At 51.4% G+C, this 18,193-nt stretch carries 10 protein-coding genes, 4 tRNA genes, 4 rRNA genes and 1 riboswitch; of the genes, 4 read left to right on the forward strand and 14 right to left on the reverse strand.

Annotated features, from left to right (window positions below; translation table 11 throughout):
- Nucleotides 1–26: 26 nt before the first annotated feature.
- From L4174_RS15675 to L4174_RS15710, 8 genes are all read right to left on the reverse strand, one after another.
- A 16S ribosomal RNA gene (locus L4174_RS15675) occupies nucleotides 27–1,578 on the reverse strand.
- A 383-nt stretch (nucleotides 1,579–1,961) separates the two neighbouring features.
- Nucleotides 1,962–2,077 (reverse strand): 5S ribosomal RNA (gene rrf / locus L4174_RS15680).
- 98 nt (nucleotides 2,078–2,175) lie between these two features.
- Nucleotides 2,176–5,060 (reverse strand): 23S ribosomal RNA (locus L4174_RS15685).
- A 266-nt stretch (nucleotides 5,061–5,326) separates the two neighbouring features.
- A tRNA-Ala gene (locus tag L4174_RS15690) sits at nucleotides 5,327–5,402 on the reverse strand.
- A gap of 31 nt (nucleotides 5,403–5,433) precedes the next feature.
- A tRNA-Val gene (locus L4174_RS15695) sits at nucleotides 5,434–5,509 on the reverse strand.
- 29 nt (nucleotides 5,510–5,538) lie between these two features.
- Nucleotides 5,539–5,614, reverse strand: a tRNA-Lys gene (locus L4174_RS15700).
- Between the two features lies 1 nt (nucleotide 5,615).
- Nucleotides 5,616–5,691: transfer RNA gene (locus tag L4174_RS15705), tRNA-Glu, on the reverse strand.
- A 98-nt stretch (nucleotides 5,692–5,789) separates the two neighbouring features.
- Nucleotides 5,790–7,341: ribosomal RNA gene (locus tag L4174_RS15710) — 16S ribosomal RNA — on the reverse strand.
- The 16S, 23S and 5S rRNA genes sit together here with 4 tRNA genes alongside, the layout of an rRNA operon.
- A 549-nt stretch (nucleotides 7,342–7,890) precedes the next feature.
- Here L4174_RS15710 and L4174_RS15715 point away from each other — a divergent pair.
- Entirely contained in the window at nucleotides 7,891–8,343 is a 453-nt protein-coding gene (locus L4174_RS15715) for an RNA-binding protein (protein ID WP_248144697.1), read from the forward strand.
- On the opposite strand, the gene murI is transcribed toward L4174_RS15715, so the two are convergent.
- From murI to L4174_RS15730, 3 genes are all read right to left on the reverse strand, one after another.
- Nucleotides 8,315–9,112, reverse strand: a complete 798-nt coding sequence (gene murI, locus L4174_RS15720; protein WP_248144696.1) for a glutamate racemase — start codon at nucleotides 9,110–9,112, stop codon at nucleotides 8,315–8,317. The two genes, L4174_RS15715 and murI, sit on opposite strands and share 29 nt — an antisense overlap.
- A gap of 76 nt (nucleotides 9,113–9,188) precedes the next feature.
- Nucleotides 9,189–9,866, reverse strand: coding sequence for an adenine nucleotide alpha hydrolase (locus L4174_RS15725; protein ID WP_248144695.1), 678 nt, complete (start codon nucleotides 9,864–9,866; stop codon nucleotides 9,189–9,191).
- Nucleotides 9,867–9,905: 39 nt separating this feature from the next.
- Nucleotides 9,906–11,846 (reverse strand): TonB-dependent receptor, encoded by a 1,941-nt coding sequence (locus L4174_RS15730; protein WP_248144694.1) that lies wholly within the window; start codon nucleotides 11,844–11,846, stop codon nucleotides 9,906–9,908.
- Nucleotides 11,847–11,887: 41 nt separating this feature from the next.
- A riboswitch (cobalamin riboswitch) is annotated at nucleotides 11,888–12,115 on the reverse strand.
- A 147-nt stretch (nucleotides 12,116–12,262) separates the two neighbouring features.
- Here L4174_RS15730 and trmA point away from each other — a divergent pair.
- A complete protein-coding gene (trmA, locus tag L4174_RS15735) occupies nucleotides 12,263–13,369 on the forward strand; it encodes a tRNA (uridine(54)-C5)-methyltransferase TrmA (protein WP_248144693.1) in 1,107 nt (368 codons plus the stop codon).
- Nucleotides 13,370–13,444: 75 nt separating this feature from the next.
- Here the strand turns inward: trmA and L4174_RS15740 are convergent, their stop codons facing one another.
- Nucleotides 13,445–13,822 (reverse strand): YijD family membrane protein, encoded by a 378-nt coding sequence (locus tag L4174_RS15740; RefSeq protein ID WP_248144692.1) that lies wholly within the window; start codon nucleotides 13,820–13,822, stop codon nucleotides 13,445–13,447.
- 17 nt (nucleotides 13,823–13,839) lie between these two features.
- On the reverse strand, nucleotides 13,840–14,475 hold the full coding sequence (fabR, locus tag L4174_RS15745; RefSeq protein WP_248144702.1) for an HTH-type transcriptional repressor FabR: 636 nt from the start codon (nucleotides 14,473–14,475) through the stop codon (nucleotides 13,840–13,842).
- Nucleotides 14,476–14,771: 296 nt separating this feature from the next.
- Here fabR and sthA point away from each other — a divergent pair, with 296 nt between their 5' ends.
- Nucleotides 14,772–16,187 carry a Si-specific NAD(P)(+) transhydrogenase gene (gene sthA, locus L4174_RS15750; protein WP_248144691.1) on the forward strand — a complete coding sequence of 472 codons (1,416 nt, stop codon included), beginning with the start codon at nucleotides 14,772–14,774 and terminating at the stop codon, nucleotides 16,185–16,187.
- A 94-nt stretch (nucleotides 16,188–16,281) separates the two neighbouring features.
- Here sthA and L4174_RS15755 read toward each other — a convergent pair whose 3' ends face one another.
- Complete coding sequence (locus L4174_RS15755; RefSeq protein ID WP_248144690.1) at nucleotides 16,282–17,133, reverse strand: bifunctional allantoicase/(S)-ureidoglycine aminohydrolase; 852 nt, start codon at nucleotides 17,131–17,133, stop codon at nucleotides 16,282–16,284.
- Between the two features lie 167 nt (nucleotides 17,134–17,300).
- Here L4174_RS15755 and L4174_RS15760 point away from each other — a divergent pair, with 167 nt between their 5' ends.
- Nucleotides 17,301–18,176, forward strand: a complete 876-nt coding sequence (locus L4174_RS15760; protein WP_248144689.1) for a LysR substrate-binding domain-containing protein — start codon at nucleotides 17,301–17,303, stop codon at nucleotides 18,174–18,176.
- The last annotated feature ends 17 nt before the right edge of the window (nucleotides 18,177–18,193 follow it).

The following is an 18,193-nucleotide window of genomic DNA, read 5'->3' on the forward strand; positions in this document are numbered from 1 at the left end:
CACTGCGAAACAACGCAGTCTTTAGGTAAGGAGGTGATCCAGCCCCAGGTTCCCCTAGGGCTACCTTGTTACGACTTCACCCCAGTCATGAACCACACCGTGGTAAACGCCCTCCCGAAGGTTAAGCTATCTACTTCTGGTGCAGCCCACTCCCATGGTGTGACGGGCGGTGTGTACAAGGCCCGGGAACGTATTCACCGTGGCATTCTGATCCACGATTACTAGCGATTCCGACTTCATGGAGTCGAGTTGCAGACTCCAATCCGGACTACGACGTACTTTGTGGGATTCGCTCACTATCGCTAGTTGGCAGCCCTCTGTATACGCCATTGTAGCACGTGTGTAGCCCTACTCGTAAGGGCCATGATGACTTGACGTCGTCCCCACCTTCCTCCGGTTTATCACCGGCAGTCTCCCTGGAGTTCCCACCCGAAGTGCTGGCAAACAAGGATAAGGGTTGCGCTCGTTGCGGGACTTAACCCAACATTTCACAACACGAGCTGACGACAGCCATGCAGCACCTGTCTCAGAGTTCCCGAAGGCACCAAAGCATCTCTGCTAAGTTCTCTGGATGTCAAGAGTAGGTAAGGTTCTTCGCGTTGCATCGAATTAAACCACATGCTCCACCGCTTGTGCGGGCCCCCGTCAATTCATTTGAGTTTTAATCTTGCGACCGTACTCCCCAGGCGGTCTACTTAACGCGTTAGCTCCGAAAGCCAGTGTTCAAGACACCAACCTCCAAGTAGACATCGTTTACGGCGTGGACTACCAGGGTATCTAATCCTGTTTGCTCCCCACGCTTTCGCATCTGAGCGTCAGTCTTTGTCCAGGGGGCCGCCTTCGCCACCGGTATTCCTTCAGATCTCTACGCATTTCACCGCTACACCTGAAATTCTACCCCCCTCTACAAGACTCTAGCATGCCAGTTCCAAATGCGATTCCGAGGTTGAGCCCCGGGCTTTCACATCTGGCTTAACACGCCGCCTGCATGCGCTTTACGCCCAGTAATTCCGATTAACGCTCGCACCCTCCGTATTACCGCGGCTGCTGGCACGGAGTTAGCCGGTGCTTCTTCTGCAGCTAACGTCAAGGATGAGCACTATTAATACTCACCCCTTCCTCACTGCTGAAAGTGCTTTACAACCCGAAGGCCTTCTTCACACACGCGGCATGGCTGCATCAGGGTTTCCCCCATTGTGCAATATTCCCCACTGCTGCCTCCCGTAGGAGTCTGGACCGTGTCTCAGTTCCAGTGTGGCTGATCATCCTCTCAGACCAGCTAGGGATCGTCGCCTAGGTGAGCCGTTACCCCACCTACTAGCTAATCCCACCTGGGCCAATCTTAGCGCGCGAGGCCCGAAGGTCCCCCGCTTTGCTCCGTAGAGATTATGCGGTATTAGCCATCGTTTCCAATGGTTATCCCCCACACTAAGGCATGTTCCCAGGCATTACTCACCCGTCCGCCGCTCGCCGCCCATAACGTCCCCCGAAGGTTCAGTCATGTCGCTGCCGCTCGACTTGCATGTGTTAGGCCTGCCGCCAGCGTTCAATCTGAGCCATGATCAAACTCTTCAATTAGAATTTTGTTGCCTTTCCGAAGAAAAGCGGCTCAGTGATTACTGATAAATTGACTGTGCCGAAGTTCATAAAAGAACTTTCGATTTGGTCACTCAGTTCACTGATAAAATCTTTTTGACTGTATCATTGTCGAGTGCCCACACAGATTGCATGGTCAAATTGTTAAAGAACGTTGACTTTCAATGCTTTAGCGCGTTTCGCTTCAGCAAGTCAGGACGCGTATATTACGCTTCCCTCCGTTGAAGTCAAGACAAAATTTTCATCTTTTTTCGTCCCGGTCCGCGACCGGTCAAAAAGCAAAAACTCTGTGTTGACTCCGCTCACGAAGCATTCACTCCGGAGCGAAGAAAAAGCCCGTCCGCGACGGGCTTTTCGAAGAGAGCACCTGGCGATGTCCTACTCTCACATGGGGAGACCCCACACTACCATCGGCGCTGCTGCGTTTCACGTCTGAGTTCGGCATGGGATCAGGTGGTTCCACAGCGCTATGGTCGCCAGGCAAAATTTGTTCAACAATCTCGGAAAAATCTGACTAAAGTTCTCAGCACATCATTCAAGTGCTCATGGAGTCCGTACTTAAAACCCCTTGGGTGTTGTATGGTTAAGCCTCACGGGCAATTAGTACAGGTTAGCTGAGCGCCTCACAACGCTTACACACCCTGCCTATCAACGTTCTAGTCTCGAACAGCCCTTCAGGAGACTCAAAGTCTCAGGGATGACTCATCTCAGGGCCAGCTTCCCGCTTAGATGCTTTCAGCGGTTATCTGTTCCGAACTTAGCTACCGGGCAATGCGTCTGGCGACACAACCCGAACACCAGCGGTTCGTTCACTCCGGTCCTCTCGTACTAGGAGCAACTCCCTTCAATCATCCAGCGCCCACGGCAGATAGGGACCGAACTGTCTCACGACGTTCTAAACCCAGCTCGCGTACCACTTTAAATGGCGAACAGCCATACCCTTGGGACCGACTTCAGCCCCAGGATGTGATGAGCCGACATCGAGGTGCCAAACACCGCCGTCGATATGAACTCTTGGGCGGTATCAGCCTGTTATCCCCGGAGTACCTTTTATCCGTTGAGCGATGGCCCTTCCATTCAGAACCACCGGATCACTATGACCTGCTTTCGCACCTGCTCGAACCGTCATTCTCGCAGTTAAGCGGGCTTATGCCATTGCACTAACCTCACGATGTCCGACCGTGATTAGCCCACCTTCGTGCTCCTCCGTTACGCTTTGGGAGGAGACCGCCCCAGTCAAACTACCCACCAGGCACTGTCCGCACCCCGGATAACGGGGCGACGTTAGAACATCAACACTACAAGGGTGGTATTTCAAGGACGGCTCCACAGATACTGGCGTACCTGCTTCGAAGCCTCCCACCTATCCTACACATGTAGGGTCAATGTTCAGTGCCAAGCTGTAGTAAAGGTTCACGGGGTCTTTCCGTCTAGCCGCGGGTACGCAGCATCTTCACTGCGATTTCAATTTCACTGAGTCTCGGGTGGAGACAGCGTGGCCATCATTACGCCATTCGTGCAGGTCGGAACTTACCCGACAAGGAATTTCGCTACCTTAGGACCGTTATAGTTACGGCCGCCGTTTACCGGGGCTTCGATCAAGAGCTTCTCCGAAGATAACCCCATCAATTAACCTTCCGGCACCGGGCAGGCGTCACACCGTATACGTCATCTTTCGATTTTGCACAGTGCTGTGTTTTTAATAAACAGTTGCAGCCACCTGGTATCTGCGACTGCCAGCAGCTCCAAGAGCAAGTCTCTTCACCGCCGGCAGCGTACCTTCTCCCGAAGTTACGGTACCATTTTGCCTAGTTCCTTCACCCGAGTTCTCTCAAGCGCCTTGGTATTCTCTACCCGACCACCTGTGTCGGTTTGGGGTACGATTCCTTACTATCTGAAGCTTAGAGGCTTTTCCCGGAAGCATGGCATCAATGACTTCATCACCGTAGTGACTCGACATCGGGTCTCAGCCTTGAGATGGTCCGGATTTGCCTAAACCATCAGCCTACACCCTTGAACCAGGACAACCGTCGCCTGGCCCACCTAGCCTTCTCCGTCCCCCCATCGCAATAGTAAGAAGTACGGGAATATTAACCCGTTTCCCATCGACTACGCCTTTCGGCCTCGCCTTAGGGGTCGACTTACCCTGCCCCGATTAACGTTGGACAGGAACCCTTGGTCTTCCGGCGGGGAGGTTTTTCACCCCCCTTGTCGTTACTCATGTCAGCATTCGCACTTCTGATACGTCCAGCATGCCTTACAGCACACCTTCAGCCGCTTACAGAACGCTCCCCTACCCAATACGATAAATCGCATTGCCGCAGCTTCGGTGTATCACTTAGCCCCGTTAAATCTTCCGCGCAGGCCGACTCGACCAGTGAGCTATTACGCTTTCTTTAAATGATGGCTGCTTCTAAGCCAACATCCTGGCTGTCTGAGCCTTCCCACATCGTTTCCCACTTAGTGATACTTTGGGACCTTAGCTGGCGGTCTGGGTTGTTTCCCTCTCCACGACGGACGTTAGCACCCGCCGTGTGTCTCCCGGATAGTACTTACTGGTATTCGGAGTTTGCAAAGGGTTGGTAAGTCGGGATGACCCCCTAGCCTTAACAGTGCTCTACCCCCAGTAGTATTCGTCCGAGGCGCTACCTAAATAGCTTTCGGGGAGAACCAGCTATCTCCAGGTTTGATTGGCCTTTCACCCCTAGCCACAAGTCATCCGCTAATTTTTCAACATTAGTCGGTTCGGTCCTCCAGTAAGTGTTACCTCACCTTCAACCTGCCCATGGCTAGATCACCTGGTTTCGGGTCTAATCCCAGCAACTGCACGCCCAGTTAAGACTCGGTTTCCCTACGGCTCCCCTATACGGTTAACCTTGCTACTGAAATTAAGTCGCTGACCCATTATACAAAAGGTACGCAGTCACCCCGAAGGGCTCCTACTGCTTGTACGTACACGGTTTCAGGTTCTTTTTCACTCCCCTCACAGGGGTTCTTTTCGCCTTTCCCTCACGGTACTGGTTCACTATCGGTCAGTCAGGAGTATTTAGCCTTGGAGGATGGTCCCCCCATCTTCAGACAAGATAACACGTGTCCCGTCCTACTCGTTTTCACGTTTAAGGTATCGTCGGTTACGGGGCTGTCACCCTGTATCGCGGCACTTTCCAGAGCCTTCACCTGACACAAAAAACGCTTAAGGGCTAATCCGGTTTCGCTCGCCGCTACTGCCGGAATCTCGGTTGATTTCTCTTCCTCGGGGTACTTAGATGTTTCAGTTCCCCCGGTTCGCCTCACCAGGCTATGTATTCACCTGATGATAACCGCTTATGCAGCTGGGTTTCCCCATTCGGAAATCGGTGACTCAAGTGGCTCTTACTGCCTCATCACCGCTTATCGCAAGTTAGTACGTCCTTCATCGCCTCTGACTGCCCAGGCATCCACCGTGTACGCTTAGTCACTTAACCATACAACCCCAAGAGGTTTCGTATGTTCAAACAACCAAGGTTTGATTTGTTTCGCCGGACTCACTTTGCTTTCACTTTTGAAAAGTGAAGACAAAAAATACAAGACACTTGAATGTGTTTTGCTTGAGAACTCTGTTTCTTTCGAAACAGTTGATTCAATCTCAAAGATTGAATTTACTAGTCAGCTTTCCAGATTGTTAAAGAGCATTGTGAATTATCGACAGATAACCACTTTCTAAAGATTCTCGGGGAAAACCCTTAAAGAGTGGTGGAGCTAGGCGGGATCGAACCGCCGACCTCTTGCATGCCATGCAAGCGCTCTCCCAGCTGAGCTATAGCCCCGTCGTTCTGGGTGTCTTTCCGAAGGAAAGAATGGTGGGCGATACCGGGCTCGAACCAGTGACCCCCTCCTTGTAAGGGAGGTGCTCTCCCAACTGAGCTAATCGCCCACGGATGTTTTACATTCCCGTGGCAGGAATGGTGGGTCGTGCAGGATTCGAACCTGCGACCAATTGATTAAAAGTCAACTGCTCTACCAACTGAGCTAACGACCCGTGGCGTCCCATAGGGGAGTCGAACCCCTGTTACCGCCGTGAAAGGGCGGTGTCCTAGGCCTCTAGACGAATGGGACTTCTAATTCGTACTGATGCTGTTGGGCAGCACCAGTGGCTCTCTACATTTCGACCAGGCAATCTGTGTGGACACTGCGATAACAACGCAGTCTTTAGGTAAGGAGGTGATCCAGCCCCAGGTTCCCCTAGGGCTACCTTGTTACGACTTCACCCCAGTCATGAACCACACCGTGGTAAACGCCCTCCCGAAGGTTAAGCTATCTACTTCTGGTGCAGCCCACTCCCATGGTGTGACGGGCGGTGTGTACAAGGCCCGGGAACGTATTCACCGTGGCATTCTGATCCACGATTACTAGCGATTCCGACTTCATGGAGTCGAGTTGCAGACTCCAATCCGGACTACGACGTACTTTGTGGGATTCGCTCACTATCGCTAGTTGGCAGCCCTCTGTATACGCCATTGTAGCACGTGTGTAGCCCTACTCGTAAGGGCCATGATGACTTGACGTCGTCCCCACCTTCCTCCGGTTTATCACCGGCAGTCTCCCTGGAGTTCCCACCCGAAGTGCTGGCAAACAAGGATAAGGGTTGCGCTCGTTGCGGGACTTAACCCAACATTTCACAACACGAGCTGACGACAGCCATGCAGCACCTGTCTCAGAGTTCCCGAAGGCACCAAAGCATCTCTGCTAAGTTCTCTGGATGTCAAGAGTAGGTAAGGTTCTTCGCGTTGCATCGAATTAAACCACATGCTCCACCGCTTGTGCGGGCCCCCGTCAATTCATTTGAGTTTTAATCTTGCGACCGTACTCCCCAGGCGGTCTACTTAACGCGTTAGCTCCGAAAGCCAGTGTTCAAGACACCAACCTCCAAGTAGACATCGTTTACGGCGTGGACTACCAGGGTATCTAATCCTGTTTGCTCCCCACGCTTTCGCATCTGAGCGTCAGTCTTTGTCCAGGGGGCCGCCTTCGCCACCGGTATTCCTTCAGATCTCTACGCATTTCACCGCTACACCTGAAATTCTACCCCCCTCTACAAGACTCTAGCATGCCAGTTCCAAATGCGATTCCGAGGTTGAGCCCCGGGCTTTCACATCTGGCTTAACACGCCGCCTGCATGCGCTTTACGCCCAGTAATTCCGATTAACGCTCGCACCCTCCGTATTACCGCGGCTGCTGGCACGGAGTTAGCCGGTGCTTCTTCTGCAGCTAACGTCAAAGATGAGCACTGTTAATACTCACCCCTTCCTCACTGCTGAAAGTGCTTTACAACCCGAAGGCCTTCTTCACACACGCGGCATGGCTGCATCAGGGTTTCCCCCATTGTGCAATATTCCCCACTGCTGCCTCCCGTAGGAGTCTGGACCGTGTCTCAGTTCCAGTGTGGCTGATCATCCTCTCAGACCAGCTAGGGATCGTCGCCTAGGTGAGCCGTTACCCCACCTACTAGCTAATCCCACCTGGGCCAATCTTAGCGCGCGAGGCCCGAAGGTCCCCCGCTTTGCTCCGTAGAGATTATGCGGTATTAGCCATCGTTTCCAATGGTTATCCCCCACACTAAGGCATGTTCCCAGGCATTACTCACCCGTCCGCCGCTCGCCGCCCATAACGTCCCCCGAAGGTTCAGTCATGTCGCTGCCGCTCGACTTGCATGTGTTAGGCCTGCCGCCAGCGTTCAATCTGAGCCATGATCAAACTCTTCAATTAGAATTTTGTTGCCTTTCCGAAGAAAAGCGGCTCAGTGATTACTGATAAATTGACTGTGCCGAAGCTCTTAAAAAGAACTTTCGATTTGGTCACTCAGTTCACTGATAAAATCTTTTTGACTGTATCATTGTCGAGTGCCCACACAGATTGCATGGTCAAATTGTTAAAGAGCTTTCGCTGTTAACCCAAAGGGTTAACCTCGAACAGGGCGGCCATTCTAACGAATCAATTTAAAGAGTCAAACAATTTTTTATTTTGCTTCTTTGTGCCGCCTTGTATCCAAACCAGAGTGCCGTTTTGTTCCGTACCCCGTGTTGGTGAGGCGGCATTATAGAGACTTGAAGACACGTGACAACCCTTTTCTTCAGAAAAATTGTTTAAGCGGTCATAAATTCAGCTAATGTGAAATTATGCGTCGTAAGTCAACATTATACGAACGCTATTTTCACTTTCTGGTAATCAGAAACTTATACACGTAATATTAATGTGATTAATTTGTTAAAAGAGTTCGCATTCTTACTATTCAATCAATGACAATGTAGCTTGCCTATGAAACTTTCTAACTCACACACAATGATCATCGCGCTGATAACACTGGTTGGCGCTGTCATTTTTAGCTTCATTTCTTTAACCGCAGCGATTGCTTTTGCGTTAGGTGCCATCTTGTCGGGTTTTGCCAACTTCTATCTGGGCAGCAACCAAAAAGACAGCACAACTACAGAAGACACTCAAAGCAGCAAAACACTTTACGTTGGTAACCTGCCTTACCGGGCGAATGAAGGGGATGTCAAAGAGCTATTTGCGGAGTACGGTGAGGTGTTCGCTGTCCGCCTGATGAAAGACAAACGGACAGGAAAAAGACGCGGATTCGGTTTTGTCGTCATGAATAGCAAAGATGCAGACTTCGCTATCAATAAACTGAATGAGAAAGAGTTCGGTCAACGTACCCTCAAAGTCCGTGAAGCCAATGAGCCTAAGAACGAGGATAGTTCAGATTTCTGACCTGGCTGAGCTGCATCGCCAGTAAACTTTCGTTCAGTGCCTTATGATCTGACTTGTCGCAGGTGTGATAAGTCAGATTTTCCACCTTCGCCTTTTCGCCGCGTGTAATCTCTTCAGCTAAAAGTGACTTCACCCGGCTTGCAATTGCATTCCCGGAGTCAATGACATGACGCGCCTGCGGGAATACTGCCTCAATCTCTTCTTTCATCAGCGGGAAATGAGTACACCCCAGCACCACGGTATCTATTGCCGTCGATTCCCACGGCTGAAGGATAGCGGCCAGTTCAGGCAGATCCACCCTTCCGCCACGTAACTTCATTTCAGCCATTTCCACCAGCCTGGTCGTGCCCAGTAAATGCACTTCGCAGTCTGCAGCAAATTCCTGAATCAATGACTGAGTGTACTGACGCTTCACGGTGGCCGGTGTCGCTAACACGCCCACAACTTTACTCTGACTCAGCTGCGCAGCAGGTTTAATGGCAGGAACAACCCCAACCACCGGCTGACTTAAAGCGGCTCTCAGGTGAGGCAACACAATCGTACTTGCCGTATTGCAGGCAATCACCACTAGATCAGCCTGATGTTTATCAACCAACGTATTGACGATGTGCAGTGTGCGTTCAATCAGAGTGGATTCATCCAGCTCACCATAAGGAAAAGCGGCGTCATCAAACGCATAGATATATTGATAGTGAGGCAGTTGCCGGTATATCTCCTGATATACCGACAGGCCACCCACACCGGAATCAAAAATAAGGATGGTTTTCACGTGTCATTCTGGCAGAGAAAAATTCAAGCCTTCATCATACTGCCTGAATCGTAAAAACCAACTCGGCAACGTCAGTTTACTGTGAGTCTGAGGCCGAGATCTGATAGCGGAGATAATGAAAGCGCTCCTCACGTTCTACAAACAACGGACTGATATTCAATTGCCCGTGAAAACAGGGGGCAGACACCACCAGAGTATGGAACTCACCGTCTTCTCCGCATGGGTCGACACCTTCAGAGAGCTGTTCAAGCAATGGATATCCGAACTGTTGTCCACAAAAATCACCACTGAGCTGATGCGTATCCACTGTTGTCAGTATGGTTTGAATTCCCCTGTCCAGAATTTCCAGCGCCAGTTGATGGCTGTCCTCACCGAGTAAAGGAAACACGCATTCCCAGCCAGCCGGCTCAATATAACTCCGCCGATAAGCTTCAATGCCATTACAGAACATATCGCCAAAGGCGACAGCGCCAATCTCCCATCCACAGTTTCGAATGGCCGCAACCACCAGCGACTGGTAAACATCATTGGCAGGAAAAACCTGCGGCAATGGAATTTCCAGCAAAGGCAGCCCAGTGAGACGCGCCTGCTCCCGAACGACAGCGATTGGGGTCGCCTGAAACGGTACTTCGTCACCGACATAAGTCGTGAACAAGCCTGCTACCTCATAATCGGGGTTTTCCAGTAAGCGAAGCAGCGTCAGGGTCGAGTCTTTACCGGAGGACCAACTGACAATCACTTTCTTGGGTTTCATCTTTATCTCACGAAAAAGCCGCCCGAAGGCGGCTGAGGGTTAGAATTGGTAATCTACAGACAACGTCGCTTTACGACCATCGCCAGAGTAAAAAGCTCCCCATGTGTTTACAGAACTTGGATAACTTTCATCTGCCAAGTTATCGACCCGTAAACTTGCCTGCCAGTTATTCAGTGCGTAGTTCACAGCAACATTCATCAACCAGTAACTATCAACTTTGTCCTGGCTGTTGGCGTTGTCACCATCCCGATATTGCGATCCCGTATACACTGACTCCGCAAATAGCTGCCAGTCCCGCACAATAGTTAGGGTGCCAAAAACACGCCCACTATACGGCGCTACACCAGAAATATTTTTGCCTTTATTCTCGCCCTTGGTAAATTCGCCATCAACATAATGGTACTCAGCGCCAACTGAAGCTGAATCAGTCAAATAATATGTGCCACTGAGGTCTACTCCATACCGACGTGTCGCATCCGCATTAACGTTTGCTCCAGGAAACAGACCACCATTTGGTGCAGACGCTGTACTGTCAAAAACGATTTCATCTTCAAGTACTAAGCGGTAAACACTGACGCTCGTAATAAAATAACTATCAGAATATGACCATCCAGCTTCAATTGAATCACCGGTTTGTGGTTTTAATCCAATCACACCTGCTGAGGTATATGCTTGTTCATCAACCTTCGCAAAGCGAAAGTTTTGATCGAAGCGTGCATATACACGCTGTTTATCATTGAGAAAGTAGTTTGCAGACAACTCTACAGCGTGAGCACTGTTATCAATAGATTGCCTATCAGGGTATGCCTGTTTGTCTTTTAGATCATCTTCTACTTCGGCATACCGCCCTCCCAACGTCACCATTAAATCTGTCATAACAGGGTAGTTAACCTGGCCATACACGCTGAGTGTCTGTTGATCATTATCACGATCGCTGGAACCAGTCAGATAATCAAACTTACTGTTGGAGTAATCAAGACCAATCAGGACGTTACTCTCTCCTTTGTTAGTGAGTAAACCAGCCTCTAGCTGTACAGAAGCATAGAGGTCATCCATTTTCTTTTTCGTACGCCCCCCCCAAGCGATACCTCTGCTTTTAGTATCGTCATAGCTCACCTCAGTGTTGATAGCCCAAGGACCGACCAAGTCTTGACGATAACCAGTACGGTACACCGTTGATATTTCATGAGCATAATCATTAGGAAATGCAGCGTTCGCTTGTCTAGGATTTTCCCTAAATTGTTCCTCAGTTAAAGATCCAGCATATTCGCGATTCGTGTCTAAATAATTCGTTTCAACAAAAAAACGCTTGTCATCTTGATTGAATTGAATCCGACCAAGGATAGAGCCATCCTTGCTTTCATTATGCTGACGATAGTTATCGCTGTTCGTCTGATTTCCAGCAAAGTAATAATGCCAGTCATCATTAATGCGGCCAGATACATCCCCCCGATACCCATAAGTATCAAAACTACCTGCAGTCGCACCGAGACTGCCACCAGTGGAATCAGGCGATTTAGTGATGATATTAATCACACCGCCTACAGCCTGATCACCGTACAGTACACCAGCACTGCCAGATAAAACTTCAACTCTCTCAACCTGACTCAATGCGATCGCATTCAAATTAGGTGAAGAGAGATCATTACGGTTCAGTTTACGGCCATCCACCAGGATCAACGTATTACTCGCAGCCTGCTCACCACTGAAACCACGGAGGGAAAGTACAGGGCCACTGTTTGTGTCAGAAACCTGAATACCAGCCCGACCTCGCAATAAGGCAGACAGGTTTTGTGCGCCTGATTCCTGGATATCATTCTGGGTAATCACGCTGACATTCGCCGGGATATTATCTATAGAGTTCACATTGGCACTGCGTCCAATGACCACCATAGTCTCTTCAGTCGTGTTCTGGGCGGAAACAAGAGAGGATTGCAGGCACAACGGTGCCAACGCCACTGCTAAAAGCGTTTTTTTCATTATTTTGGATACCTTAAATCGCGTTGAAATCTGGCAGTCTCCGTACTGCCTTCGGCGCTGGTCGGTCTTCGGACTTGAGAGCACGGTTGAACAACCGCCTAGGACAACGACTTCCCATTTCGTTCAGCATGCATTGCGCACACCAGAGGAAACAGTGTCTGGCTTCCAGCCCTGTGTCTTCGTTCTCTCTTACCGCTGCGCGTCAGTTACGGATTCTCACCGTATTCCCCCACCTGCTCTGCAGGCAAACCAGCGCAACAAAATGCTAGTTTTCACTGTTCCGATTGTCTAGTTTAGTTTGCTATTACTCATGACAAATCTACACCGCCAACATTTTTCTCCGCCCTTGCACTGGACATCAGTCAACAATGCAATAAAATCTCCGCTCTTATTTTGAGCAGTTTTGAGGCAACACCATGGCAGCAACCCCAATCAACCCCGATACCTACCAGGCACAGCTGGACGAGAAAGCCGAGCGCATGCAAGCGCTGTTTGCTGACGTAGACACCCCGGAGTTGGAAGTGTTTGCTTCGCCTGCACAGCATTACCGCATGCGCGCGGAATTTCGCGTCTGGCACGAAGGGGAAGACCTGTATTACATCATGTTCAATCAGGAAACCCGCGAGAAATACCGTGTCGATCAGTTCCCGGCGGCCAGCCGTCTGATCAACGACCTGATGCCGCTGCTGATGGACGCCATGAAACCAAACCGCGCCTTGCGTCATAAACTGTTTCAGGTCGACTTTCTGTCAACCTTAAGCGGCGAGGTGCTGGTCTCCCTGCTGTATCACCGTCAGTTGGACGATCAGTGGCTCAAAGAAGCCAAAATTCTGAAGCAGCGCCTGAATGATGAAGGCTTCAACCTCAATTTGATCGGTCGTGCACGCAAACAAAAAATCGTACTGGATCAGGACTACGTAGTTGAAAAACTGAAAGTCAATGATCGCACCCTCACCTATCAGCAGGTCGAGAACAGTTTCACTCAGCCAAATGGTGAAGTCGCACAGAAAATGCTTGAGTGGGCAGTCGACTGTACGCAGGACAGCGAAGGCGATCTGCTGGAGCTGTATTGCGGTAACGGTAATTTCTCGCTGGCTCTGGCGCAGAACTTTGAACGCGTTCTGGCAACCGAGCTGGCGAAACCGTCTGTGGACTCAGCTCAGTACAACATTGCGGCGAACCAGATTGATAACGTACAGATCATCCGGATGTCCGCTGAAGAGTTTACACAGGCCATGGAAGGTCAGCGCGAGTTTCGCCGCCTGAAAGACAACAACATTGATCTGAAAAGCTACCATTGCAACACCATTTTTGTCGATCCGCCACGGTCCGGCATGGATGACGATACTTGCCGTATGGTTCAGGGCTACGAGCGCATCGTCTACATCTCCTGTAACCCGGACACCCTGAAAGCCAATCTGGAGATTCTGAGTACGACTCACCGGATCACCCGCTTTGCACTGTTTGACCAGTTTCCGTATACCCACCACATGGAAGCCGGTGTGATGCTGGAGCGCAGATAACCGCACGTCCGGAAAGCAATCATTCCGATACAAAAAAGGCGCCCTCAGGCGCCTTTTTACGTGAAATCGACAAGCTTACGCGTCTTCCTGCGTTTTTGCTTTTGGCTTCATGATACCCATCCGGTAGGCCACCCACAGCAGCAACGCCAGACAGATCATCAGCGGCAGGAAGTTGGAGCCCATGTCCGGTGTCTGAGCACGCAGGAATGCGGAATACCCAAAGGCACCGACTAAAAACAGTGCAAAGGCAATCTGCGGCGTCCCTTCCGACATTGGACGTGTCAGGTAATCCTGATACAGGCAATACACTGTCATGATAAAAGCAATGACAGGAAAAATAGAGAAAGCGACCGCACTGGAGGTAAACACAGCCAGTGTGGCATTACCGCATAGTCCCGCCAGCAGCGACAGGATTAAGGTCTTGCGTTCTGCTTTAACTTGTTGCTTGTCCATATTTTCACCAACATTTTCTATTTAGGTTTATGCGCCAGCGTGTTCCGCTCACGCTCTTTACGATACCAGTAAGCACCCTTGGCAATCATCCGGAGTTGCATAATCAAACGCTCGGCATGCTCTGCCCGCGACTGAGCATCGAGATCCAGTGCATCGGCGCCGGAACTGAATACCAGTGTGACCAAAGCTTCAGCCTGAGTGAATGCATCTTCATGACGGCTTCCTCCTTTGGCCTCCAGATACTCCGTGAGTTCCGCCACAAAGTGCTGAATTTCTCGGGCAACGGCCGCACGAAACGCCGGAGACGTGCCGGAACGCTCCCGTAACAGCAGCCGGAACACGTTCGGGCTGCTTTCAATAAATTCCATAAAGGTTTCAACAGAAGTGCGGATGACGCTGCCTTCCTCGGCAATACGCTGCCGGGCCTGACGCATCAACTGGCGAAGCAGCAGGCCCCCCTCATCAACCAATGTTAGTCCAAGTTCATCCATATCTTTGAAGTGACGATAGAAAGACGTGGGCGCGATCCCCGCTTCGCGGGCGACTTCGCGCAGGCTGAGACTGGAAAAACTCCGCTCGGCACTGAGCTGGTTAAATGCTGCGTTAATCAGTGAACGCCGGGTTTTCTCTTTCTGTTGGGCCCTGATCCCCATGGTTGACTGCTTCTCGGTTGCCAGTTTGTGTTTCACTATACCCGCTTTCAGCAACTTGTTCAGCGTCATTCCTCTTTTTGACCGGGGGAATACTAACGAGCCACTCAGCTGGAATCAAAATCACAGTTCCGGTTTTCCCAGTCGGCTCACAATCTCCTGATATTCAGGTACATATTTGAGAAATCTATCACCGACAACGTGATCCTCCGCGCTCTATCGCGGCAAGGCGATTTTCCCTTGTGCAGGAAAACGTTACACTCCGCACCACAGAAACAATCGGATAATAAAGGCGGCCCATGAGCAAACAAAACCCTACGACTCCCTCACACTATGATGTGATCATTATCGGCAGCGGACCCGGGGGCGAAGGGGCCGCCATGGGCCTGACCAAAGCTGGCTTCAATGTGGCGATTGTCGAGCGGGAAAGCAGTGTCGGCGGCGGCTGTACTCACTGGGGAACCATCCCTTCCAAAGCTTTACGCCATGCGGTCAGCCGGATTATTGAATTCAACAAAAACCCGCTGTACAGCAGAAACTCCGCACCGCTGCACAGCACCTTCAGCCGGATCCTTGGTCATGCGCAAGATGTTGTCAGCAAACAAACCCGCATGCGTCAGGGTTTTTATGATCGCAATCAGTGCCCGATTATCTCCGGCGAAGCCAGCTTTGTAGACAACCACACACTTCGGGTCCGTCATCACGACGGCAGCCAGGAGACTTACACCGCTGACAAGTTCGTGATCGCAACCGGCTCACGGCCATATCATCCGAACAACGTTGATTTCAATCACTCACGTATCTACGACAGCGACTCCGTTTTGCGCCTGCAGCATGATCCGCGCCATATCATTATCTATGGCGCCGGTGTCATCGGCAGTGAGTATGCCTCAATCTTCCGGGGGCTGGGCGTCAAAGTAGACCTGATCAACACCCGTCAGCGCCTGCTGGAATTTCTGGACAACGAGATCTCCGATTCACTGTCTTATCACCTGTGGAACAACGGGGTCCTGATCCGCAACGGTGAGACCTACAGCAAAATTGAAGGAACCGATGACGGGGTGGTCCTGCATCTGGAGTCCGGCAAGAAAATGAAAGCCGACTGCCTGCTGTATGCAAACGGCCGGACCGGTAATACCGACCGCCTGAATCTGGATGCTGTCGGACTGACACCGGATTCCCGCGGCCAGCTGTCCGTCGACCAGAATTACTGCACCGAAATCGACAACATTTATGCTGTCGGCGATGTCATTGGTTACCCGAGTCTGGCCAGTGCCGCCTATGATCAGGGCCGGTTCGTCGCCCAAGCCATTGCCACCGGTCAGGCACAGGGACAACTGATTGACCATATCCCGACCGGCATTTACACCATTCCGGAAATCAGTTCCGTCGGTAAAACCGAGCAGCAGCTGACGGCAGAAAAAGTCCCGTATGAAGTAGGACGAGCACAGTTCAAACACCTGGCACGGGCCCAGATTGCAGGGATGGATGTCGGCAGCCTGAAGATCCTGTTCCACCGCGACACCAAAGAAATCTTAGGGATCCACTGCTTCGGCGAACGTGCGGCAGAAATCATCCACATCGGCCAGGCCATCATGGAGCAGAAGAACGGCGGCAACACGATCGACTACTTCGTCAATACCACCTTCAACTATCCGACCATGGCTGAAGCCTACCGAGTCGCAGCACTGAACGGGCTGAACCGCCTGTTTTGAAAGCACCGTTCCGTAGTTTGCTCTGCGGAACGATACACCCCATAAACATAACGGCGCACTGTGAAGTGCGCCGTTTTTGCATGCCCGGAGTCAGTTACAGCCGGTTACCGCGATACGCTGATGACGGATTCAGCAACATGTGACGGTTCACATCTTTGTACAGCAGATAGCGGAAACGACCCGGACCACCGGCATAACATGCCTGCGGGCAGAAAGCCCGTAACCACATATAGTCACCGGCTTCCACTTCGACCCAGTCCTGATTCAGGTGATAAACCGCCTTACCTTCGAGCACATACAGGCCATGCTCCATGACATGGGTTTCATCGAAAGGAATGATCCCGCCGGGCTGAAAAGTCACAATGTTGACATGCATGTCATGACGCATATCTGTCGGATCAGCAAACCGGGTGGTCGCCCAGACATCACCGGTATCCGGCATGGCAGTCGGTTCGATGTCGTTTTCATTGGTCACGAATGCATCCGGCACCGCAATGCCATCTACAAACTGGTAAGCCTTCCGGATCCAGTGGAACCGCACCGGTGCATCGCTGTGATTTTTCAGACGCCATTGTGCCGAAGGCGGCAGATAAGCATAACCTCCGGTGGTCATATGATGCTCTTCCCCTTCCAGGGTCAGGGTCATCTCCCCTTCGACGATAAACAGCACGCCTTCTGCACCGGCATCCAGTTCAGGTTTATCACTGCCGCCCTGCGGTGACACTTCCATGATGTAATGAGAGAAGGTTTCCGCAAAACCTGTCATCGGCCGGGCAATCACCCAGAGCCGAGTGTCTTCCCAGAACGGCAGAAAACTGGTCACGATATCGCTCATCACGCCCTTGGGAATGATGGCATACGCTTCGGTAAACACCGCGCGGTCCGACAGAATTTGAGTTTGGGGCGGCAGACCGCCCTGAGGGGCATAATAAGTATTACGAGCCATGACAGATATCCTTTCATGTATAGCAGTGTGACTGCGCCGATAGATCAAGCAGGATCTGGATGAGACTGCTGTTTCGATACTGGAGACTTATGATTGTAGAGCATGGCTGTTTGATTTATAAATTAAATAAATAAATGCCAGTTAGTGGATTTTCCACTGGAAAAATCATGAACCTCAACAAGACATTAGATCCGGTATTGCTCCGCAGCTTCGTCGCCGTCATCGACAGCGGCAGCTTTACCCGTGCTGCCGAGAGTACCCACCTCACACAATCGACGGTCAGTCAGCAAGTCCGTAAACTCGAATCACAGCTGGGGTGTGAACTGCTGCACCGAAAAGGCCGCTATGTTACAGCAACATTGGAAGGAGAGCGGGTGCTCAGCTATGCCCGCCGCATCCTGCAGCTGATGAATGAAGCCGTCGCGCAGACCAGCCTCAGTGCTGAACAGCAAAAAATCCGTCTGGGCGTTCCGGAAGATTTTGCTACCCATGCCATCATGCCGACCCTGCATGCCTTTTCCAGTGCGTATCCGGGCATCCGGCTGGAAGTGAAAAGCGGGATGTGCAGTGATATCTGGCGAGAGTTTCAGAACAGTGAGCTAGATCTGGCGCTGGTCAAACAACGCCCGGGCAGCCAGCCCGGCCTGAGTCACTGGCCCGAACCGCTATGCTGGATCGACGCGCTGCACAGCAACAACCTCGAACGGCACCCTGTCCCGCTGGTCTCATTCCCGATTGGCGGGCTGTACCGGAACGAGATGGCCCATACGTTTGACAGTCTGGGTCGCAGTTGGCGGCTGGCTTATGTCAGTACCAGCCTGTCCGGTGTTTGCTGCGCTGTCGAAGCCGGACTGGGGATTTCACTCTTACCCCGGCGTCTGGTGACCGCTCAGCACCGGATCTTGGACGAACAGGACGGACTGCCGCCGGTACCGGATATGGAGGTGACCCTGCATGCACAAAGCAAACTTTCTGCGCTCAGCCGGACCCTGGCCGAGCAACTAATCCATACCTGTGACCGGATTTTCGAACGCGAGCAATAACACAAAAAAGAAACGGC

The organism is Photobacterium sp. CCB-ST2H9 (assembly GCF_023151555.2).
Classification (GTDB): Bacteria; Pseudomonadota; Gammaproteobacteria; order Enterobacterales; family Vibrionaceae; genus Photobacterium.